This window comes from Streptomyces sp. NPDC048389 (assembly GCF_040706335.1).
Classification (GTDB): domain Bacteria; phylum Actinomycetota; class Actinomycetes; order Streptomycetales; family Streptomycetaceae; genus Streptomyces.
Window position 1 is genome coordinate 85,470 of sequence record NZ_JBEZKP010000021.1, and the last position, 16,388, is coordinate 101,857.

A 16,388-nucleotide genomic window follows, 5' to 3' on the forward strand; every position below is an offset into this window, starting at 1 on the left:
TCTCCAATGATCTGCGTTGGAGACCCGGCCCAGAACCAGCGGTCGTCTGCGGTGAATCTTAGCCCGCCGTGGTGTTGGGCGGGCAGGTGTCAAGCGGGGCGCCCTACTTCACGGCCGTGGTGGCGGTCTTGTCCTTCTCCCGGACGGTGCTGTCCGGGTATCGCTTGGCGACGGTGTCGGCCGTGGGCTTGGAGGCGGAGGTGAACACCACCTTGCCCGTGGACGCGACGACCTCCCACTGCTGACGGTTCTTCTGGCAGGCGCAGGGCATCAGGCTTCTCCGCTCTCGGTAATGCCGGCCGTGGCGGCGGCGATGGTCTCCCGTGCCGGGGCGAGGGCTGCGGTCAGCCGCTCGACCTCGGCTCGGGCTGCTTCGGTGCGCGCTGCCTCGCGGTCCGCGAGGGCGCCGGCGAACTGGTCCAGGAACGTCGGGCTGGTGAGCAGCGCGGCCACGGCCTCCACCAGCTCCCCCGGCCCCTGTCCGGACACCGTGTCCGGACCCTGTCCGCCCTGGTGGACGGGGCCGGGGACGAGGAGTGCGGACACGGGCGCGGACAGGGTGTCCGCCGGGTGTCCGGACAGGGTGTCCGCGATGGCGGCCGACGCGGCGAGGGCCAGGTTCGAGCGCTCCGCGACGGAGGCCAGGAGCGGCGAGGAGTGGCCGGGGACGGGCACGGACAGCACCGCCCGGAGCTGCCACTTACCGCCGGGACCCTGCTTCATGTGGTAGCTCGGCTGGCACGCCTGGAACACGGTGCGGTCCCATTCGGACAGCCAGGGGGCCGACGCGCCGCTGAACCACATGCCGCGCTCGTTCATGCCGACGGTGACGATGCCGGCGACGGTGCGGGTGTCGTCGTACTGGCAGCTCGCGGTCTCGCATTCGGCCCCGTCCCGGTGGTGGCCCACGTTCATGGTGAAGGCTCCGGCGCGCACGAACTGGCCGTTGTCCAGCTTGAAGCGGGCGCGCAGGAAGTGGGTGAGGTCGATGTCCCCGAGGCTGTCGATCGTCAGGTTCCGGCCGGGCATCCCCGCGTGCGGCTCCCCTGCCTGGGCGACCCATCCGTAGATCCGGCCGTCCGCGTAGTGCACGCCGCCGCTGCCAGGCGGCAGTTCCTCGTCGGTGGGCTCGGCGAACCACTCGGCCGGGAACGGCGGGGCGTCCCGCATCGCGCTCCAGGCCGACGCCACCAGCTCCGTGAGCCCTGGGTCCTCACCGTCCGGTGCGAGGGCGGCAGCCGTCGCCTCAGGGCCTTCGGGCATGGTGGAGGCACCGACGTACAACCCGGGCGCGAGGCGCACGAGTCGGCCGGCCTCTACGGCGCGGGACAGGTGGCCGCGGGCGGACTCCATGCTGATTCCGAGGGCGGTCGCGACCTGCCGGGCGCCGACCGGCACGGGGGACGCGGACACGTAGGCCACGACCTGGTGGTGTGCCTCGCTGGGGCCGGCGGCGGTCACGGCGGCAGCCGCGGCCTCCTCCTCGTCCTCCAGGGGATCCAGCACGATCCTGGCCCGGCTGTACGCGGGCATGGCGACGAGGGTGGCCCCGCGTACGCGGGCGCGGGTGATGCGCAGCAGGAAGTCCCCGGTGCGCTCGCTGTGGACGACGACCCCGCCGTCCGGGTCGTCCGGGTCACCGGCGGCAGCCGTGAGCACCCCTGTGGTGGTGAACGCAGCGCGCAGCGCGGCGGCGGACACCACGCCGCCGGGGCCGGTGATGAGCTGGACGGCGTGCTGCGCCCGGGAGAGGGCGGCGCCGGACGCGGTCCACTCCGCTGCGGTCTGGGCGGTGATCATCCACGCGTCGTCCGGCAGGCGCATGAGGCTCATCGCGGGCAGGGAGGCCGCCAGGACGAGGAACCCGTCCTCGTCCTCGCTCATGGTGCGGTCAACAAACTCCACGTCGACATCGTCCAGGTCGACGCTCACGCCGAGGGGCGCGCCTTCCTCCAGGAGCATGGCCGCGTCCGCTCCGGCCGGGCGGCTGGTGTAGAGCACGCCCTTGCCCGTGATGCGGTCGCCGTCGCGGGCGAAGGAGTCGATGCTGCCGGCGAGTTCCGCGCCCTCGTGGCCCATGAGCATCTCGTCCGCGTACTGGAGGGGGGCCGGGTCCTTGTCCCAGTACAGGGAGTTCGCGGCGAAGATCCGGCCGTCGCCGGTCTCCTCGTTCTCGAACGCGAGGGCGGTGTCGTCGGGGGTGGACCAGGAGCGCGTCGGCATCCCGGCGGCCGTGGTCTCGGTGGGTTCCATGGGGGCCTCCGTGGGGCCGAGAGGGATATCGGTGTGGTCGCCGGCGAACGCGACGCGCAGCCGGTCGAAGGTGACCGGCCCGAGCCGCTCCTCCAGGGCGGCCAGGAGGCTCGGGTCATCGCTGTAGGTCGCGCACACGTGGGGCTGCCACGGGGAGTGCTGGGTCGGGATGTCTGGGCCGTGCCGGTCTTCCAGGGCGTACGTCGCGGCCCAGCGTGCGGACTCCAGGGTGGGGGCGCCGTCCGGGCGGTCGCGGTCGTCGCCGACGGCCCACACCCAGGAAGGGGAGTCCGATCCGGCGTTCCAGTGGTTGGCGCCGAACGCGCGGCCGTGGATCAGGCCGTCGGGCAGGCCGTGTTCACGGGCCTGGGTGCGGAGGTTGTCGATGAGCTCCGCGCGGTGGGTCTCGTCCCAGTCGGCGCCCTCGCCGAGGAAGAACAGGGTGAGGTGGAGTTCCTCGGGCGGCTCTCCGCTGTCGAGGGCGAGGCGTTGGGCGTCGGCCTCGGTGGGCATGAGGGCGATCATGGCGCCGGTTCGGTGGCTGCCGTCGGCGGCGGCTGTCACGGGTTGCACGGTGCTCTCCTCGGTTTCGAAGGCGTCGCCCCGCGTGGGGTCTTGCGGTTCGTAGGCGGCGGAGCGGTCTGCTCTTGCGAGTGCCAGGGCGCAGCGGCAGTTGATGACCAGCTCCGGCGGGGCGGTCGGGTCGCCGGGGGCGGTCATTGAGACGCCAGCGACGGTGAACGGCTCATCAAGGAGCCGCAGCTGCCCGTTGATCCGCTCGTGGGCGTCACGGACGTCGGTGTCCCGGCGGGTGAGCCATTGCTTCACCAGGGGCCTATCCGGACCGGTGAGGGCCTGGGCCGCGGCGAGGGTGGCCATGTTCCAGGCGCGCATGGACTCCGTGCGGGCGATGCGCTCCTCACGGACCTCCCCGAGCTGGGCCCCCTCACGGGCGAACGCTGCGCGGAGGCGGGCGCGGAGCTGCTCGACGTCCTCGCCCTCATTGACGCCGGCCGCGAGCTCGGCGACCGCCACGGCGGCGAGACGGTCCCCGACGGCGCGCAGCAGGTGCTCGGTGCTCTCCACGTAGTCCCCGAGCTGCGCGGGGAGGGCGTCGTCGTCGTAGCGGGCGGGCAGGTGGTCCCAGCCGTCGGGCAGCGGCACGTTCACGTCGTCGGCGGCCTGCTGGGCGGCGGTCTCCGCGACCCCGAGGAGGCGGCGCACCAGGCGCGGCACGCGGGCGTTCCACATCGCGGCGATACGGGAGACGGAGAACCGGGCGGCGACCAGCTCTGTGGCCTCCTCCAGGGCGGTGGCGTACTCGGCGGCCACCTGGGCGAGGGCATCCGTGACGGCGCCGGCGACGTCCTCCTCGGCTGCGTCCAGGGCGCGCTGCAGGGCCTCATCCATGGGCGGGCCTCCCGTTCGGTCCGGTGGGGTCGGAGGGGTCGTCGCAGATGTCGCACCACGTCCAGGGGCCGAGCGTGGACACGCCGTCCGGGCTGAGGGCCAGCAGCGTCCCGGTGAGGCGGGTGTATGCCTTGCACGCCGTGCACCAGGTCTCCGTGGGAATGGAGGAGGTGATGGTGATGGACAGCACGGCGGGCGGCGGGGACGGGCGGGGTTTGTGAGGGCCGGTCATGCCGCTGCCGCCCTACGCGAGCAGGAGCCGATGGCCGCCGGCACGACCTCGAAGGTGTGGACCACACCGGCCGCGATCAGTTCCCGGCAGTAGTTGTCCAGGCTCGCGGCGAGGCAGTCAGGGTCCAGCCCGTAGCGGGTGGCGATCTCCGGGACGCGGGACCATGCCCCGTCGAGCAGGCGCCACTGGTCGACCTGGGTCGGCTCCACGGTGAGCAGGGTGTGGAGTTGGGCCGGGTCGACTTCCCGAGCGCGGGCCCGCTCGCTGCGCGGACAGGCGGGGGTGCGCTCCAGCTTGCGGCCGGCTGCCGAGAGGGCGGCCCAGATGAGGGCGTCGGCGGCGGCCAGTGCGGCATCGGTGGGGCGCGGGGTGGCCGCGGCCGGGAGGGTGTCCGGTTCGCCGGGGGCCTGGTCCACGGGCAGGTCCGTGCCGCCGGGGGCTTGATCGTCCTCTTGGTCCTGGCGCTTCTGGGGGTTGGGGCGTTCCGGGGCGTCGGCCTCATCGAACCCGGTCTCCCGGCGTAGTGCCCTGCTGGAGATGGCGCCCAGCTCGAACAGGCGCAGCGCGGTCTCGGAGCGGTTGGTGCGCACGCGCAGCGGCGCGGAGTCCGCGAACACGGACCATTCCTCGGCGTCCGGGACGTTCTCGCTCTCCAGCAGGGGGCGGAGCCAGTGTTCGGTGTAGGCGTGGGCGACGACGGACAGGCGGGGCTCGATGCCCAGCCGGATCGCTTCCTCCGTCAGGCCCCAGACGCCCCAGTGGTTGACGTCGCCCAGGCCGAGCAGGAATTCGCCCGGAATGTCTGCGGCCGTGGCGAAGCGCCGGATGTTCTCCTCGCGCAGTTTGATCGCGAGCTCGTCAAAGTTGGACTCGAAGGTGAGGCGCTGGATCAGGCCGACCATCTCCGCCGGCACTTCCAGGATGATCGGCACGGTGGCGGCGGCACTGGAGGGGTCGCGGATGGCGGTCTCGGCCACCTCCATGAAGATGTCGATCAGGTCGTCCTCCTCGCTGCCCTGGACGGGCGTTGAGGGGAAGCGGGTGCCCTTCGGGACGACGAGGACGCCGCGGCCGATGAGCCGGGAGAGCGTGACGGCGCGGACGGCGGCGCCGAGGAGGCGCAGCTCCTCCAGTTCGTTCAGGCTCGCGAGGACCGGGGAGTCGGCCTCCAGGTGCTTTTCCGGGCTCGGGTCCCACACCCGGATCGCGACGGGGTCCAGGGAGTTGGCTTTCTCCTCGGTGCCCTCGTCGGCGCCGGGCGGGATGGCGACCGGTGCGCCGTCGATCTGGGCCTCCATGCCCTTGCCCTTGCTGGTCATCTCCAGGACGGAGACGACGTGCCAGGTGGGCGGGGCCCCTTCGCGGGGGCGGATGACGGTCCAGCCCTCCCCGGCGACGGCGAGGTGTCGGCCGTACTCCCGGAGGAGCTGGGACTGCCCGTCCCGGCCGCCGGCGATCTCTGAGACGATCCGCGTGGCCGGGTGGTTGTCCGGGGCCTTGATGATGCTGTCGTCGGGGCCCAGGCGGCCGGCGTAGAGGCGTGCGCTGCTCATGGCGTTGCTGATCCAGTTGGCGAAGGACCGGACCTCTGGGGTGCGGTAGAAACTCCATGCCTGTTCCTGGCGGGAGCGTGCCGGGTTCTGGGCGGAAGTCTTCGCGGTGCGCTGCGTGTAGCGGGCGGCGGCGGCCTTGAGCGTCTGGTCGGGCATCAGCCCACCCGGCCGAGGGTGTCGTCCACGCGGTTGAGGAAGACGGCGGCGCCGGCGACGGCGAGCCACTCCAGGCCGTGGATCAGCAGGGGTGCGTCCTCGAACTGGCCGGTGACCAGTAGGTAGGTGGCGAGGATGGCCCCGGAGATCCACCAGCCCATGCAGTACACGCAGGAGATCAGCGCGATGACGAACTCCCGGGTGGCGGAGTCCGGGCGGCTCTCGTGCCAGGCGTGCATCCGGTCGCGGGCGGGGTCGAGGATCGTGTCGTGGACGGCGAGCTGGGTGGCCCGGTACCCGGCGAGGCCGAGTAGGGCGAGGGTGGTCAGGTCGATCATGGTTCGCCCCCAGGCGGAATGCGTTCCTCCGGTTGTCGGCGGAGCATCATAGGCCACACCCCGGATCGGCCACTGGGGGTAAATGGCCTGCTCAGCACGGGAGTTCTGATCATGGCGAGGGGTTAGGGTGCCAATCCTGGGCGCCGGCGGTGATGCCGATGCAGTGTCCCGGACGGCGCGGACGTACACACCCCGCGACCGCCGGCGTCCCTTCGTGGGACTTCTCCCAATCTGTGGCGTGGATCACGCCCCGTGTGGTCAATGGGAGCGGCAGCCGGGCCCCGCCCTGGTCCAACATCAGGCCCGTTCCCACCCCTCCTCGACGGGAGCGCCCCATGCCTGTGCTGCGCCAGATCACCACGTGCCCGGAGCCCGCGACCTACGTAGTCGAGGCACGCAGCCGTAAGGCCGGGCGCGCACTGGAGTTCCGGGTGGAGGTGTGCGGCAGGCACCGGTGGCTGGTGAACCACTGGACGGGTCGGCGGCAGGGGCTAGACCCGGGCGGGCGTTGCGGGACGATGCTGGACCACCGGCCGTACGAGCGGGTGGTTGCGTCCCACGCGGATGAATGGATGGTGCCGCTGACGGCCCAGCATCCGGACCACCACGGCGGGAGCGTGGCGGGAGCGCTGCGCGCGGCTCACGAGTGGATGACGGATGCGGGCGGGCCGGCCGCTCGTGGGCGGCGGGACGGAGCGCTGCTGGTGGCCTTGGGGCACGCGGCCCGCATCGCGGAGGCGATCGAGGCCGGCGACGTAGACGCGGAGGGCGGCCGGGCTCAACTGCTGGCCGCGCTGAGTGTGGTGGAGACGGTCGCCGTTGCCGAACGCGGGGCATAGCTGCGGTCGGCGCCCTACCGTAGAGGCATGGCTGATCACTGGGAGCCCGGTGACGGGGAACCGTTGCGCCTGGTCCAGTTGGACACGGACGAGGGCCAGGAGGCCGTGATCTACGGTCCCGGCCCGGAGCACCCCGTCGTGGGCATCCTGTTCGTGCCGGCGGGGTTGCTGGCCGAGGAGTCCTAGCCACCCCGGGGGCGGCCTTCGGCCATCCCCCCGCACGGCGCTGTTCGCCGGCCCTACCCTGCCCGCATGAGCGACCTGACTGACGAGGACGTGCGCACGATCCTCCGGGAACACCGGGACGGCGGCGCGATCTCCCGCCTGTACGCGACGGGCGAGATCGCGGAGGACGCCGTGCCGGTGCTCGGGATGCTGTCCACCCAACTCGAAGAGGACGGCCGCGGCGAGGACGCCGCCCGCGTCGGGGAGGTCCTGGGCTACGTGCTGGCCGCCGGGGAGCGCCCTCCGGTGACCGGGTGGGTCGGCAAGGTGTAGCACGGCAGAACAGCGGGCCAAGACGGGGAAGCATCGAATCCCCCCACCCCGGTGATCAGAAGTTGAGAGGGTGTGCCCGTACGACTCGGAGCCGAGGAAGACGGAGCCACACCCCTTGATCATCCTGGACGCGAACATCCTCAAGTCGACCTCGCTGCGCGATCCCGCCGCCGACGTACTCCGCGCCATCCGAGCTGTGGGTGTCGAGCGCGTGGCAGCCCCATGGATCGCAGTCGAGGAGATCGCTGCCCAGCAGGCCCTGGCCTACCGCGACAAGCACGACTCGGCCATGGCAGCTGTGGACCAGCTGCGGAAGGCCACGCCCTGGGCGCACATCGCCCACCCCAAGAGGTGGCCGGCCGAGCACGTACGCAAGCACTGGCGAGAGCGGTACTCCTCCATCACGGACGTCATCGAGACGTCCCCCGAGGCATACCAGCAGGCCATGTTCCGGGAGACGAACCTGATCGCGCCGTGCAAGACCGTCAACAGCGGCAAGAACAAGACCGGTGCTCGGGACGCCGCGATCTGGCTGACGGCAGTCGAGTACGCGCGGGCCCACCCCGACGAGGTGGTGTACTTCGTCAGCAACAACACGGAGGACTTCGGTGACGGCACGTCCTTCCCCGAGCCGATGGACAGGGACATCCACGGCATGGAGCATCGGTTCTTCCTGTTCACGTCGCTCGACGGTGTCCTGACCAAGTTCGCCACGGAGTTGGACGCCCGCGTCGAGGACGTTCAGGCACTGCTCAACACTGAGGACGTCCGCACGACGGTCTTGCAGGCCGCCAGGACCGCCGCCAAGCGCTACCACCTGGTCCGCGGCTCGCGCCTCACAACAGAATCGGGTTTGCCCAGGCTGGTCCCGTACGGGTCGCCGTCTTGGAAGCCCACGGCGGTGGCGCTGGACAAGGTGCTGAGGGTGAGCGGTCGAGAGGTCGGCGGCCACCACTGGTTCACGGCGTCGGTGCGGTGGCTGCTCGCGGAGAGCCACCTGGCACACGTAGACGAGCCCGTGGCGTACGCCTGGGAGACCCGGATCCTGTTGAGCCCGACGGCAGACAAGGCCCTGACGGTCCTGGACTCCAAGCCCCCCGCCTCCATCGCGCCCGAGGACATCCTCAAGGTGCCGGAAGCCGCCTTGAGCCCGGAGGACGCCCTGCTGGCCGCGAAGGCCTTCGACCGGATGGCCGCCAGTCCGCATTTCGAGAGCTTCCTGCGGGGCCTCACCCAGCTCACCCAGCTCACCCCCGATCTCACGAGGATGGAGGCGGCGCTCCTCGAGTTCGCTCGTGAGGGTCAGAGGATGGCGGAGGCCCTGCCCAAGCTGTCGATGGAGGAGCCCCAGGGCGAGGAGTAGGGGCACTATCGGCGCCCTCCCCCGCTGGCCGTACTACCGCCGAAGCTGCGCCCGTACCGGGAGGCCGCGGCCGTGGGCCGGCCGGTGCGCTGCGCCGGGGACTGGATGGTGGAGTACGCCAGGCTCTCGGCCCAGAAGGACATCACGACGGCGTCACCCCGGTCCGGGGAGCGGCCGAGCCGGGCGACGACGTCCTCCTTCCGCTCCACCTGGATCTTCGGCGGCACGCCCGTCGTCACGTCCCACGTGGGGGTGGTGAGGTCGGAGAGCAGCAAGTCGTCCGGCGGCAGCATCAGCTCCGCGCCGAACGCGGGGTCGAGGAGTTCCCGCATCCGCCAGTAGGCGGCGGACCGTACGTTGGTGAACCCCCACTCCCCGTCCCTGGTGCGCTGCTTGGTCTTCGCTGCGCCCGTGTACGCGAGGACGGGCACGCCGAGCTCGCGGAGGCGGTCCACCACGCCGCCACCGACGCCGATGGAGTCGACCACGGGCACCAGGCCGGTCCCCTCCTCGTCGTCCTCGCCCACGGCGGCCTGGACGCGGGCGGTGGTCTGCATGGTGTCCTGCCGGTCGTACGCGACCAGCTCCGCGACGAGGAGGCCGCGGCGGTGGACGAACACGGTGGAGTCCGCGCCGGACCGGGCGACGTCCACGCCGAGGATGCGCCGGCCCTCCACCTCCGGGCGGCCAGCCGCGTCCCATGCCTGCCAGCGCTCGACGGCCGCCTCCAGCCAGGCGAGCGGGATGACGCTGTCCTCGTCCGCTGCCCGGAACTCCCCCAGCACGCGGTTCGCGTACAGGGCGGAGTCCTCGCCCCACTGCCGGGCGCGCTGCCTCGCCCAGTCCTCGCTGATACGGCCGGCGGCGACGGCCTCCGCGAGGGTGACGTGCCGGGTGTACCAGTCCTCGAGTCCCGGGGCACGCCGGTGGATGTCGTAGAACCGCCCCGTCGTCGGCCCTGGGGTGGAGATCGCGAGGGCGAACGCCTCGGGAAAGCCGTCCATACGACCACCGGAGAACGCGCCCTCGATGGCGTCCCACGTCGCGTCCGGGACGATCTTGGCCTCATCGATCAGGTACAGCAGGCTATCGGCGTGCGCGCCCTCGATCAGCTCGGCCTTGTTGGAGGCCACCGGGGACGCGGCGCCGTGCTCCAGCTTGAGGTTCTGGGTCAGCAGCTCGGTCAGGTCGTTGAACGGCGGCCGGCCCAGGACGTCCCACCGGATGCGGCGGGCCCACTTGTGGATCTCCGGCCATAGGTAGACGGACAGGTGACGCCACGCGCTCGCGGTGGTGAGGACCTTCCAGTCCACCCCGGCCGCGTCCCTCGTGGTCGCGAACCAGAGCACGACCATGCTCGCCATGCCGGTCTTGCCCAGACCGTGCGGTCCGCGTGCCGCGACGCGACGGTACTCGGCCAGGGCCTCCATGATGTCGCCCTGGTAGGCGGTGATGCCTTCCCCGCCTTGCCAGTCGATGACCTCCCGCGCCCAGACCGCCGGACGGTACATGTACCGCTCCTGTGCCTGGACGCGGCGCTCCAGGGCGGCGAGGTGGGGGCGCAGCTCCGCCGACGCCCCCCGAGCGAGCCGGATACGGTCCGCGCGGGAGAGCCGCCGGTACGCGGCCTCGGCGTCACGCGTCAGCATCGCCGTCGTCACCCGCCGGGGCGTTGCGGATGATCTCCATCAGGTCCTCGGCGGTGACCTGCCCGGTGACGTCCAGGTCGAGTTTGTCCGGCTCCGCGAGGCCGTACAGCTTGACCACCCGGTCCGTCAGCTTGGCGGCCGTCTCCACGGCCCTGAGGTCGCCTTTCAGTGCCTTGGGCCACACGGCGGCCAACAGCCGGTGATAGCGGCGTGCCTGGACCTCCCGCAGCGTCCCGGCCTCCGTCTTGAGGTCCGCGAGGTTGGCCCGAAGTGCCCGGTCCACGTCCGTGTGCGCTGCGCCCCGGGACGCGTACCCGAGCCGCTCCGCGATCGTCTCGTAGTCCAGGCCGGCGAGCACCATCTGAATGGCGTTCTTCCGGCGCTCCGCGACCTGGGCGCGTTTGGCCTTGCTGGCGCTCACCGGGTGACCTCCGTTCGCATGTCGCTATTGGTTCGCACGTCCGCCCGGTCAGCGGGCCATGAGGCGGTGGAGCTCGTCGCGCGCGGTGGGGTCGTCGCGGAAGACGCCGGTGTAGGAGGCGGTGACCATGACGGAGCCGGGCTTGCGGGCGCCTCGGGTGGCCAGGCAGCCGTGTTCGGAGCGGATGATGCACGCGGCTCCGGCCGGGGACAGGTGGGTGTCCAGGGCGGTGGTGACCTGCTGGGTGAGCTGTTCCTGTGTCTGGAGGCGTCGGGCGTAGACGTCCAGGACGCGCGGGAGCTTGGACAGGCCGGCCACGGGGTCGCCGGGGTGGGGCTGGTAGGCGATGTCCGCGTGCCCGGTGAAGACCAGCATGTGGTGCTCACAGAGGCTGGTGAACGGCACGCCGGTGACGACGATGGGGCCGCCGTCGTGGTCCACGGGGAAGGTGCGGGCGAGGTGGACGGCCGGGTCTTCGTCGTAGCCGGCGGTCATCTCCTCCAGGGCGCGCAGGATGCGGGCCGGGGTGTCCACGAGGGCGGGACTGTCCGGGTCGAGGCCGCGGCCGGCGAGCCACGCGCGGACGCCGTCCACGTAGGCGGCGCGCGCGATGGCGGGGTTGCCCGCGTACAGCTCGGCGGTGGTCGTGGCGGTCATGATCAGCGTCCCTTCTCGTCGCCCCACGCGTGCACGTGGAGCCGGGTGGTGATGTTGAATCCGGCGGCGATGGCCGGGTCGGCGAGCTCGGCCAGGCGGGCGCACAGGGTGGGGGTGTCGGTGCCTTCGGGCATGACCCACACCCGGGCGGGGTCGAGGGCGTGGGCGGTGGTGAACTCCTTGACCTCGCGGAGGTCGGCCGGGCTCTGGCACACGAACTTGAACGCGGCCTTCCCCGTGACGTGGAGCGCGCGCAGGGCCTCGGGGCGGATGCGCTTGGCAGCCGGGTCGCCGGCGTGGGCGAGCTTGGGCGACACGTTGAAGCGGGTGACCCAGCGCGCGGTGTGCTCGGTGGGCGTCTGGGTGCCGTTGGTCTCGACCTCCACCTCCGTTCCGGCCGCGACGAGGGTCCCGAGGAGGGAGCGCCATCCGTCCTGCTGCTGGTGGAGCAGGGGTTCCCCGCCCGTGATGACGACCATGGCGGGGTTACCCTCCAGGGCCCGGGTGACGATGTCCTCGACGGTGCGGCGGGTGAGGGCCGCGCGCAGGTCGAAGCGTGAGGCGTCCCAGCTCTCCGGGGTGTCGCACCAGTCACAGGTGAGGTTGCAGCCGCCGAGGCGTACGAACGCGCACCGCCGGCCGGTCGATGGCCCTTCTCCTTGGACGGTGGGCCCGAACACCTCCCGGACGACGAGGGTGTCGGCGAGGTCCAGGGTCACGGCAGTCACAGGGCGGCCGTCCAGGTGGCGGCGTTGACGTGGGTCTCGGAGACGCGGACGCGGGTGACGCGGGCGCCGGGGGCGCGCACCAGCTCCTGGAGGGCGTCCTCGGCCACGCGCGCGATGAGGCCGGCGACGTTCTCGACGGTGGGCCAGCCGGGCACCTGGTGGATCTTCATGCCGTACTGCTGGAGCACGGGCAGCATCGGGTCGTCCGGGCCCAGCATGAGGCCGTGGTCCAGGTGCTGGTCGATCCAGCGGCGGAGCTGCTGCTTGAACGGGCCGAACTCCACGACCAGGCCCCCGGCGAGGGAAGGGGCCTCGGCGGTGACCTCGGCCCACCAGGAGTGGCCGTGGAGGCTCTGGCACTTCCCCGGCAGGTGCGGCAGGCGGTGGCCGGTCTCGAAGTTGTGGCGGACGCTCACGGAGTGCGGCATTACTGGGCTCCCTGCTCGTGCGGGCGGGCGACGGTGTAGCGGGTGGTGGAGTTGTCATGGCCGATGTCGTCGTGGACGCCGATAACGTCCAGGTGGACGGCGCGCAGCCGGTACTGGCCGCCCCAGGGCTCCCACTCCGGGGCCACGTAGCCGTCCAGGTGGGCGAACAGGCGGTCCGCGATGTCCTCGTTGGTGGCGTCCTTGAACACCCGGCGGGTCAGCTCGTGGATCCGGCGCTCCAGCGCGGCGTTCGTCACGGCGAAGGAGGGGTAGCCGTGGCGGCCGATCGTGTCGTAGACGACGGTGACGGACCCGGTGTGGGAGTGGGCACGCAGGCCCATGGCCTTGTTGACGTTGGTGAAGTAGATCGCGAAGGGGCCGACGTCCACGGTGCGGATGAGGGCCGGCCCGTCGACAGGCGGCGGGGTGGTGGGGGTGTCGGTCATGAGGTGCTGGCCTCCTGTCGGGCGGCCTGGATGCCGGCCGCGGCTCGGTAGAGATTCGTGGTGGTGGCCTCGGCGAGGTACAGGTGGAGGCCGGGGGGTGCCTGCCGGGGTCCGCCCCGGGTGACGGGGTTGTGTGGTCCGGGCGGGATGGTGATGGGGCCGTGGCGGGCGCGGATGTACTCCTCCGCGCGGCGCCACGCGACGGCCGCGAGCACGGTGGCGTCGGTGCGGTTGTAGGTGGCCCGGGTGGCGAGGCTCATCGGGCTGATGTGGTGGGCGCGGACCAGCTCCCGGTGTTTGAGCAGGGCGTCCCGGTCGCGCATCATCAGGTTGGTCCAGGAGCCGTTCGCTGGGTCGAACAGCTTGATCACGCCGAAGCGGAAGCCGGAGCCCCAGGTGGAGGAGTCCACGCTGTAGAACGGGAACTCCCGCAGCGCTCGCCACACGGTCATGCCGAAGCCGTGGAAGACCGCCCGGCCGTCAGCGATCTTGAAGGCTTTCGCGATCCACGGCAGGACCTCGTTGACGGGGTTGCCCAGGAGCTTGCCGAGGGCGATGTAGGTGTAGCCCTCGTCCAGGTAGCGCTCCAGCCATTCCCATGGGTCGCCGGTGTGGAAGACGGGGATGGGCTCCAGGCCGTGGACGAGCTCCAGTTCCTTCTGGTTGCGCCACGTGGCCTCCGGGCCGCCGATGACGTCCAGGTTGGCGTACAGGGTGAGCTGGGTGTCCCACTTCTGGCACCAGGCGGCGTAGTCCTCCAGGGTCAGGTGGATGCCCATGGTGCGCGCGGAGTGGGCGCCGGAGTCCCCGAAGATCATGTTGACCGGGGTGGCCAGCTTGTTGGTGAAGTCGCGCATGTCCTTCGTGCGCCAGAACGCGAAGGAGGTCAGGGCCTTGAAGTCCTGGTCCAGGCCGCCGAGGTGGACGCTCACGCCCCGGCCTCCGCTGCTGTGGCGGCCGCGGCCCGGGTGCTCTCGATCTCGTCCAGCAGGCCGTCGAGCTTGGCCTCGTCGTCCTTGCCGGGGTGGGCGTCAAGCGCGAGGCGCCACCGGTCGAAGGTCTCCGCGTCCACGGTCATGCTGATCTTGGGGCGGAAGATGTCTTCGTTGGGCTCGCCGTGGTGGTCGGAGAGTTCGGTGAGCTCGTCCGGGGGTGCGGTGAGCAGCGCGGTGATGTCCTCGACGTCGCGCGGGGTGTAGCCGGTGCCGTCCAGGTCGTCCAGGCCGGCGAGGAGTTCGGACAGGGCCTCGTAGTCGTAGCCGCCCAGGTCGGCGGCGCGGTTGTCCACGATGTTGATGCGGCGGGCGGTGTCCTCGTCGCACTGGACGATCTCGCAGCGGGCGCCGGGCTGCCATGTCGGGTCGTTCTGGCAGATGCCGCACGGCCTGGTGCTGCTGCTGGTCTTGACGGTCTTGCCGCAGTCGCCGGCGCCGTGCGCCCCGAGGGCCTGCATGGTGTGGTTGCCGGCCAGGACAATCAGCGGGCCGTCGGGGATCTCCCGCACGACCAGGGAGCGGTACTGCCCGTTCCTGCGGAGGCTTTCCAGGATGGTGTCGACGTTGCCCCGTTTGGCGTTGCCGGGGAACGGGGTCAGCTCGTCCAGGGCGACGTCGGCGGTGCGGACGTAGGTGGCCTGTGCGGTCATGCGGGGCTCTTTCCTACTGGTAGTGGGCGGACTCGAGGACGCGGGCTCTCACGGGGTGGGGGTGGCGCGGGCGCGGTCCAGCAGGTAGCGGAACCGGGTGGCGTCGTCGTTGGGGTTGGAGCAGGTGGCGGTGAGGTCGTAGAAGTCGTCCCGGGCCTCCGGGGGGACGGTGAAGCGCAGGACGGGCCACATGTCCTCGTCCTCCGGGTGCCGGTAGGTGTCGGCCAGCTCCTCCAGCGACGGGGGCGGCGCGAGCAGGCGCAGCACGTCGGCTTCCTGGTAGCCGGTGGCCGCGTAGTCGTCGCCCAGGAAGGACAGCAGCTCGGCCAGGGCGTCCGCGTCGTAGCCGCCCAGGTCGGCCGCGCGGTTGTCCACGAGGTTGATGCGGCGGGCGGTGTCCTCGTCGCACGCGACCAGCTCGCAGCGGGCGGCCGGCTCCCATGCAGGGTCGTTTCCGCAGATGCCGCAGGGGTGTTGCTCGCCGTGGTCGTGGAAGGTGCGTCGGCAGTCGCCGGGGCCGTGCTCCGCGAGGGCGGCCATGGTGTGGTTGCCGGCGAGGACGACGAGGCGCCGGCGAGGCGCGTGCGTACGGGGGTTGGACAGGTCGACGCCGACGTCGGGCCCCTGCTCGATGTGCTGGACGACCAGGGAGCGGTACTGCCCGTGGCGGCGCAGGCTGGCGAGGATGGTGGCGACGTCGCCGCGTTTGGCGTTGCCGGGGAACGGGGTGAGGTCGGCGAGCGGCACGAGTGCCGTCCCCTGGTACGTGGCCTGTGACATGCCCTGGTCCCCTCGTCGCGTGATGGCAGCGCAAGAGGATAAGCGGAGGGGCGGACCGGCCTCCTGGTGTGACTATCTCCACTGATCAGAAAGGGAGTTGATCACTTTCACATCGACAAGCGGAACCCATCGACGGGCCGGGGCCGGACATGCGCCTGGCCTCCCGTGGGGAGGACCGGGAGGCGGCGCGGCCCCGCGTGCTGGTCAGGCACGGCGAGGCCGGTACACCTGCCCGGCCGGGGGGAGGCTCGGGCGGTGCGTGTTCAGCATGGCACCAGTTTCAGCCACAGCAATAGGGGCGTGACTGGAAAACATCTCCGGACGGTCGGGAGTCAGCGGCCTCGGCGCCTCGCGTCGCGCTCGGCCTGCCACTGACGGAAGGACCGGTCACCCATACGCCGCTTGAACTGGGGAATGTTGTTCGCCGGGATGCCGACCGGCGCCGGGCCGAGGACGGCCAGGAGGTCGCTCGCGTCCTGGGAGTGGTAGCCAGCGGACAGGATGGCGGCCTCATCCGGGAAGACGTCCGCGACGCGGTCGCCGGGCCGGATCAGGTGGTCCTCCAGGCCCCCGTAACTGAACACCCAACGGAAGTTCCGGGGCGGCGCTGGCTCCACGAGGCGACGGAAGCGGCTCACCTCCTTCGTGTAGGCGTAGAAGTTCACGGCCGGGCGGAACGCGATCAGACGCAGCCAGGCGGATAGGTAGTGGTCGCTGAAGAAGTCGCCGGCGTCGTGAATGCGGATCCAGCCGCCCCGGTGGCGCGGGTGCGCGAGCTCGACGGCCATCTGCCGCTGCCACCCGGGCAGGTCGTCCAGCACATAGGCCAGATTCGCCTGGTGGCGGTCGATGACCCCGGGGAAGTTATAGGTGCCATTCCGCGCGTAGCAAGCCTGTGTAGTCCTTGCTTAGTTTATGTGTCTCTTTGAGGCAGCCCGAGAGCAAGGGAACGTCAAAGTCTCTTGCACTCCCCTGAGTCTCAAACGTACGGT

The 16,388-nt window shown here is 71.4% G+C and carries 18 protein-coding genes and 1 pseudogene; 4 read left to right on the forward strand and 15 right to left on the reverse strand.

Features of this window, described 5'->3' with window-relative positions:
• Positions 1 to 103: 103 nt before the first annotated feature.
• The 5 genes from AB0903_RS17245 to AB0903_RS17265 are packed head-to-tail and all read right to left on the reverse strand — an operon-like array spanning position 104 to position 5,942.
• Positions 104 to 271: a hypothetical protein gene (locus tag AB0903_RS17245; protein WP_366703530.1), complete on the reverse strand. Its 168-nt coding sequence runs from the start codon at positions 269 to 271 to the stop codon at positions 104 to 106.
• A complete protein-coding gene (locus AB0903_RS17250) occupies positions 271 to 3,663 on the reverse strand; it encodes a phage minor head protein (RefSeq protein ID WP_366703532.1) in 3,393 nt (1,130 codons plus the stop codon). The genes AB0903_RS17245 and AB0903_RS17250 overlap by 1 nt, the downstream gene beginning before the upstream one ends.
• A complete protein-coding gene (locus AB0903_RS17255; protein WP_366703534.1) occupies positions 3,656 to 3,895 on the reverse strand; it encodes a hypothetical protein in 240 nt (79 codons plus the stop codon). The genes AB0903_RS17250 and AB0903_RS17255 overlap by 8 nt, the downstream gene beginning before the upstream one ends.
• Entirely contained in the window at positions 3,892 to 5,604 is a 1,713-nt protein-coding gene (locus AB0903_RS17260; protein ID WP_366703536.1) for a hypothetical protein, read from the reverse strand. Before AB0903_RS17260 ends, AB0903_RS17255 begins: the two co-directional genes overlap by 4 nt.
• Positions 5,604 to 5,942, reverse strand: coding sequence for a DUF1360 domain-containing protein (locus AB0903_RS17265; protein WP_366703538.1), 339 nt, complete (start codon positions 5,940 to 5,942; stop codon positions 5,604 to 5,606). Before AB0903_RS17265 ends, AB0903_RS17260 begins: the two co-directional genes overlap by 1 nt.
• Before the next feature lie 335 nt (positions 5,943 to 6,277).
• Between AB0903_RS17265 and AB0903_RS17270 the strand changes: the two genes are divergently transcribed.
• From AB0903_RS17270 to AB0903_RS17285, 4 genes are all read left to right on the forward strand, one after another.
• Positions 6,278 to 6,781, forward strand: coding sequence for a hypothetical protein (locus AB0903_RS17270; RefSeq protein WP_366703540.1), 504 nt, complete (start codon positions 6,278 to 6,280; stop codon positions 6,779 to 6,781).
• Positions 6,782 to 6,808: 27 nt separating this feature from the next.
• Positions 6,809 to 6,967: a hypothetical protein gene (locus AB0903_RS17275; RefSeq protein ID WP_366703542.1), complete on the forward strand. Its 159-nt coding sequence runs from the start codon at positions 6,809 to 6,811 to the stop codon at positions 6,965 to 6,967.
• Positions 6,968 to 7,033: 66 nt separating this feature from the next.
• Positions 7,034 to 7,279: a hypothetical protein gene (locus AB0903_RS17280; RefSeq protein WP_366703544.1), complete on the forward strand. Its 246-nt coding sequence runs from the start codon at positions 7,034 to 7,036 to the stop codon at positions 7,277 to 7,279.
• Between the two features lie 115 nt (positions 7,280 to 7,394).
• Positions 7,395 to 8,642, forward strand: coding sequence for a PIN domain-containing protein (locus AB0903_RS17285; RefSeq protein ID WP_366703546.1), 1,248 nt, complete (start codon positions 7,395 to 7,397; stop codon positions 8,640 to 8,642).
• 5 nt (positions 8,643 to 8,647) lie between these two features.
• On the opposite strand, the gene AB0903_RS17290 is transcribed toward AB0903_RS17285, so the two are convergent.
• From AB0903_RS17290 to AB0903_RS17335, 10 genes and pseudogenes are all read right to left on the reverse strand, one after another.
• The gene (locus AB0903_RS17290; RefSeq protein ID WP_366703548.1) at positions 8,648 to 10,291 is read right to left on the reverse strand and encodes a hypothetical protein; all 1,644 of its coding nucleotides are present in this window, start codon (positions 10,289 to 10,291) and stop codon (positions 8,648 to 8,650) included.
• Complete coding sequence (locus AB0903_RS17295; protein ID WP_366703550.1) at positions 10,278 to 10,712, reverse strand: hypothetical protein; 435 nt, start codon at positions 10,710 to 10,712, stop codon at positions 10,278 to 10,280. The genes AB0903_RS17290 and AB0903_RS17295 overlap by 14 nt, the downstream gene beginning before the upstream one ends.
• Before the next feature lie 48 nt (positions 10,713 to 10,760).
• The gene (gene folE / locus AB0903_RS17300) at positions 10,761 to 11,369 is read right to left on the reverse strand and encodes a GTP cyclohydrolase I (RefSeq protein WP_366703552.1); all 609 of its coding nucleotides are present in this window, start codon (positions 11,367 to 11,369) and stop codon (positions 10,761 to 10,763) included.
• 2 nt (positions 11,370 to 11,371) lie between these two features.
• Positions 11,372 to 12,097 carry a 7-carboxy-7-deazaguanine synthase QueE gene (locus tag AB0903_RS17305; RefSeq protein ID WP_366703554.1) on the reverse strand — a complete coding sequence of 242 codons (726 nt, stop codon included), beginning with the start codon at positions 12,095 to 12,097 and terminating at the stop codon, positions 11,372 to 11,374.
• Positions 12,094 to 12,525 carry a 6-carboxytetrahydropterin synthase gene (locus tag AB0903_RS17310; protein WP_366703556.1) on the reverse strand — a complete coding sequence of 144 codons (432 nt, stop codon included), beginning with the start codon at positions 12,523 to 12,525 and terminating at the stop codon, positions 12,094 to 12,096. Before AB0903_RS17310 ends, AB0903_RS17305 begins: the two co-directional genes overlap by 4 nt.
• Entirely contained in the window at positions 12,525 to 12,971 is a 447-nt protein-coding gene (locus AB0903_RS17315; protein WP_366703558.1) for a hypothetical protein, read from the reverse strand. Before AB0903_RS17315 ends, AB0903_RS17310 begins: the two co-directional genes overlap by 1 nt.
• Positions 12,968 to 13,903 (reverse strand): hypothetical protein, encoded by a 936-nt coding sequence (locus AB0903_RS17320; protein WP_189714903.1) that lies wholly within the window; start codon positions 13,901 to 13,903, stop codon positions 12,968 to 12,970. The genes AB0903_RS17315 and AB0903_RS17320 overlap by 4 nt, the downstream gene beginning before the upstream one ends.
• On the reverse strand, positions 13,900 to 14,616 hold the full coding sequence (locus AB0903_RS17325) for a ParB/Srx family N-terminal domain-containing protein (RefSeq protein ID WP_366703560.1): 717 nt from the start codon (positions 14,614 to 14,616) through the stop codon (positions 13,900 to 13,902). The genes AB0903_RS17320 and AB0903_RS17325 overlap by 4 nt, the downstream gene beginning before the upstream one ends.
• Positions 14,617 to 14,664: 48 nt before the next feature.
• Positions 14,665 to 15,396, reverse strand: a complete 732-nt coding sequence (locus tag AB0903_RS17330; RefSeq protein ID WP_366703562.1) for a hypothetical protein — start codon at positions 15,394 to 15,396, stop codon at positions 14,665 to 14,667.
• 332 nt (positions 15,397 to 15,728) lie between these two features.
• Positions 15,729 to 16,283: pseudogene (locus tag AB0903_RS17335) on the reverse strand (hypothetical protein); the annotation flags it as partial.
• Positions 16,284 to 16,388 lie beyond the last annotated feature (105 nt).

Coding starts and splice junctions, on each gene's coding strand:
- AB0903_RS17245 (WP_366703530.1), bottom strand. CDS start 271: ATGCCCTGCGCCTGCCAGAAGAACCGTCAGCAGTGGGAGGTCGTCGCG.
- AB0903_RS17250 (WP_366703532.1), bottom strand. CDS start 3,663: ATGGATGAGGCCCTGCAGCGCGCCCTGGACGCAGCCGAGGAGGACGTC.
- AB0903_RS17255 (WP_366703534.1), bottom strand. CDS start 3,895: ATGACCGGCCCTCACAAACCCCGCCCGTCCCCGCCGCCCGCCGTGCTG.
- AB0903_RS17260 (WP_366703536.1), bottom strand. CDS start 5,604: ATGCCCGACCAGACGCTCAAGGCCGCCGCCGCCCGCTACACGCAGCGC.
- AB0903_RS17265 (WP_366703538.1), bottom strand. CDS start 5,942: ATGATCGACCTGACCACCCTCGCCCTACTCGGCCTCGCCGGGTACCGG.
- AB0903_RS17270 (WP_366703540.1), top strand. CDS start 6,278: ATGCCTGTGCTGCGCCAGATCACCACGTGCCCGGAGCCCGCGACCTAC.
- AB0903_RS17275 (WP_366703542.1), top strand. CDS start 6,809: ATGGCTGATCACTGGGAGCCCGGTGACGGGGAACCGTTGCGCCTGGTC.
- AB0903_RS17280 (WP_366703544.1), top strand. CDS start 7,034: ATGAGCGACCTGACTGACGAGGACGTGCGCACGATCCTCCGGGAACAC.
- AB0903_RS17290 (WP_366703548.1), bottom strand. CDS start 10,291: ATGCTGACGCGTGACGCCGAGGCCGCGTACCGGCGGCTCTCCCGCGCG.
- folE (WP_366703552.1), bottom strand. CDS start 11,369: ATGACCGCCACGACCACCGCCGAGCTGTACGCGGGCAACCCCGCCATC.
- AB0903_RS17310 (WP_366703556.1), bottom strand. CDS start 12,525: ATGCCGCACTCCGTGAGCGTCCGCCACAACTTCGAGACCGGCCACCGC.
- AB0903_RS17315 (WP_366703558.1), bottom strand. CDS start 12,971: ATGACCGACACCCCCACCACCCCGCCGCCTGTCGACGGGCCGGCCCTC.
- AB0903_RS17325 (WP_366703560.1), bottom strand. CDS start 14,616: ATGACCGCACAGGCCACCTACGTCCGCACCGCCGACGTCGCCCTGGAC.
- AB0903_RS17330 (WP_366703562.1), bottom strand. CDS start 15,396: ATGTCACAGGCCACGTACCAGGGGACGGCACTCGTGCCGCTCGCCGAC.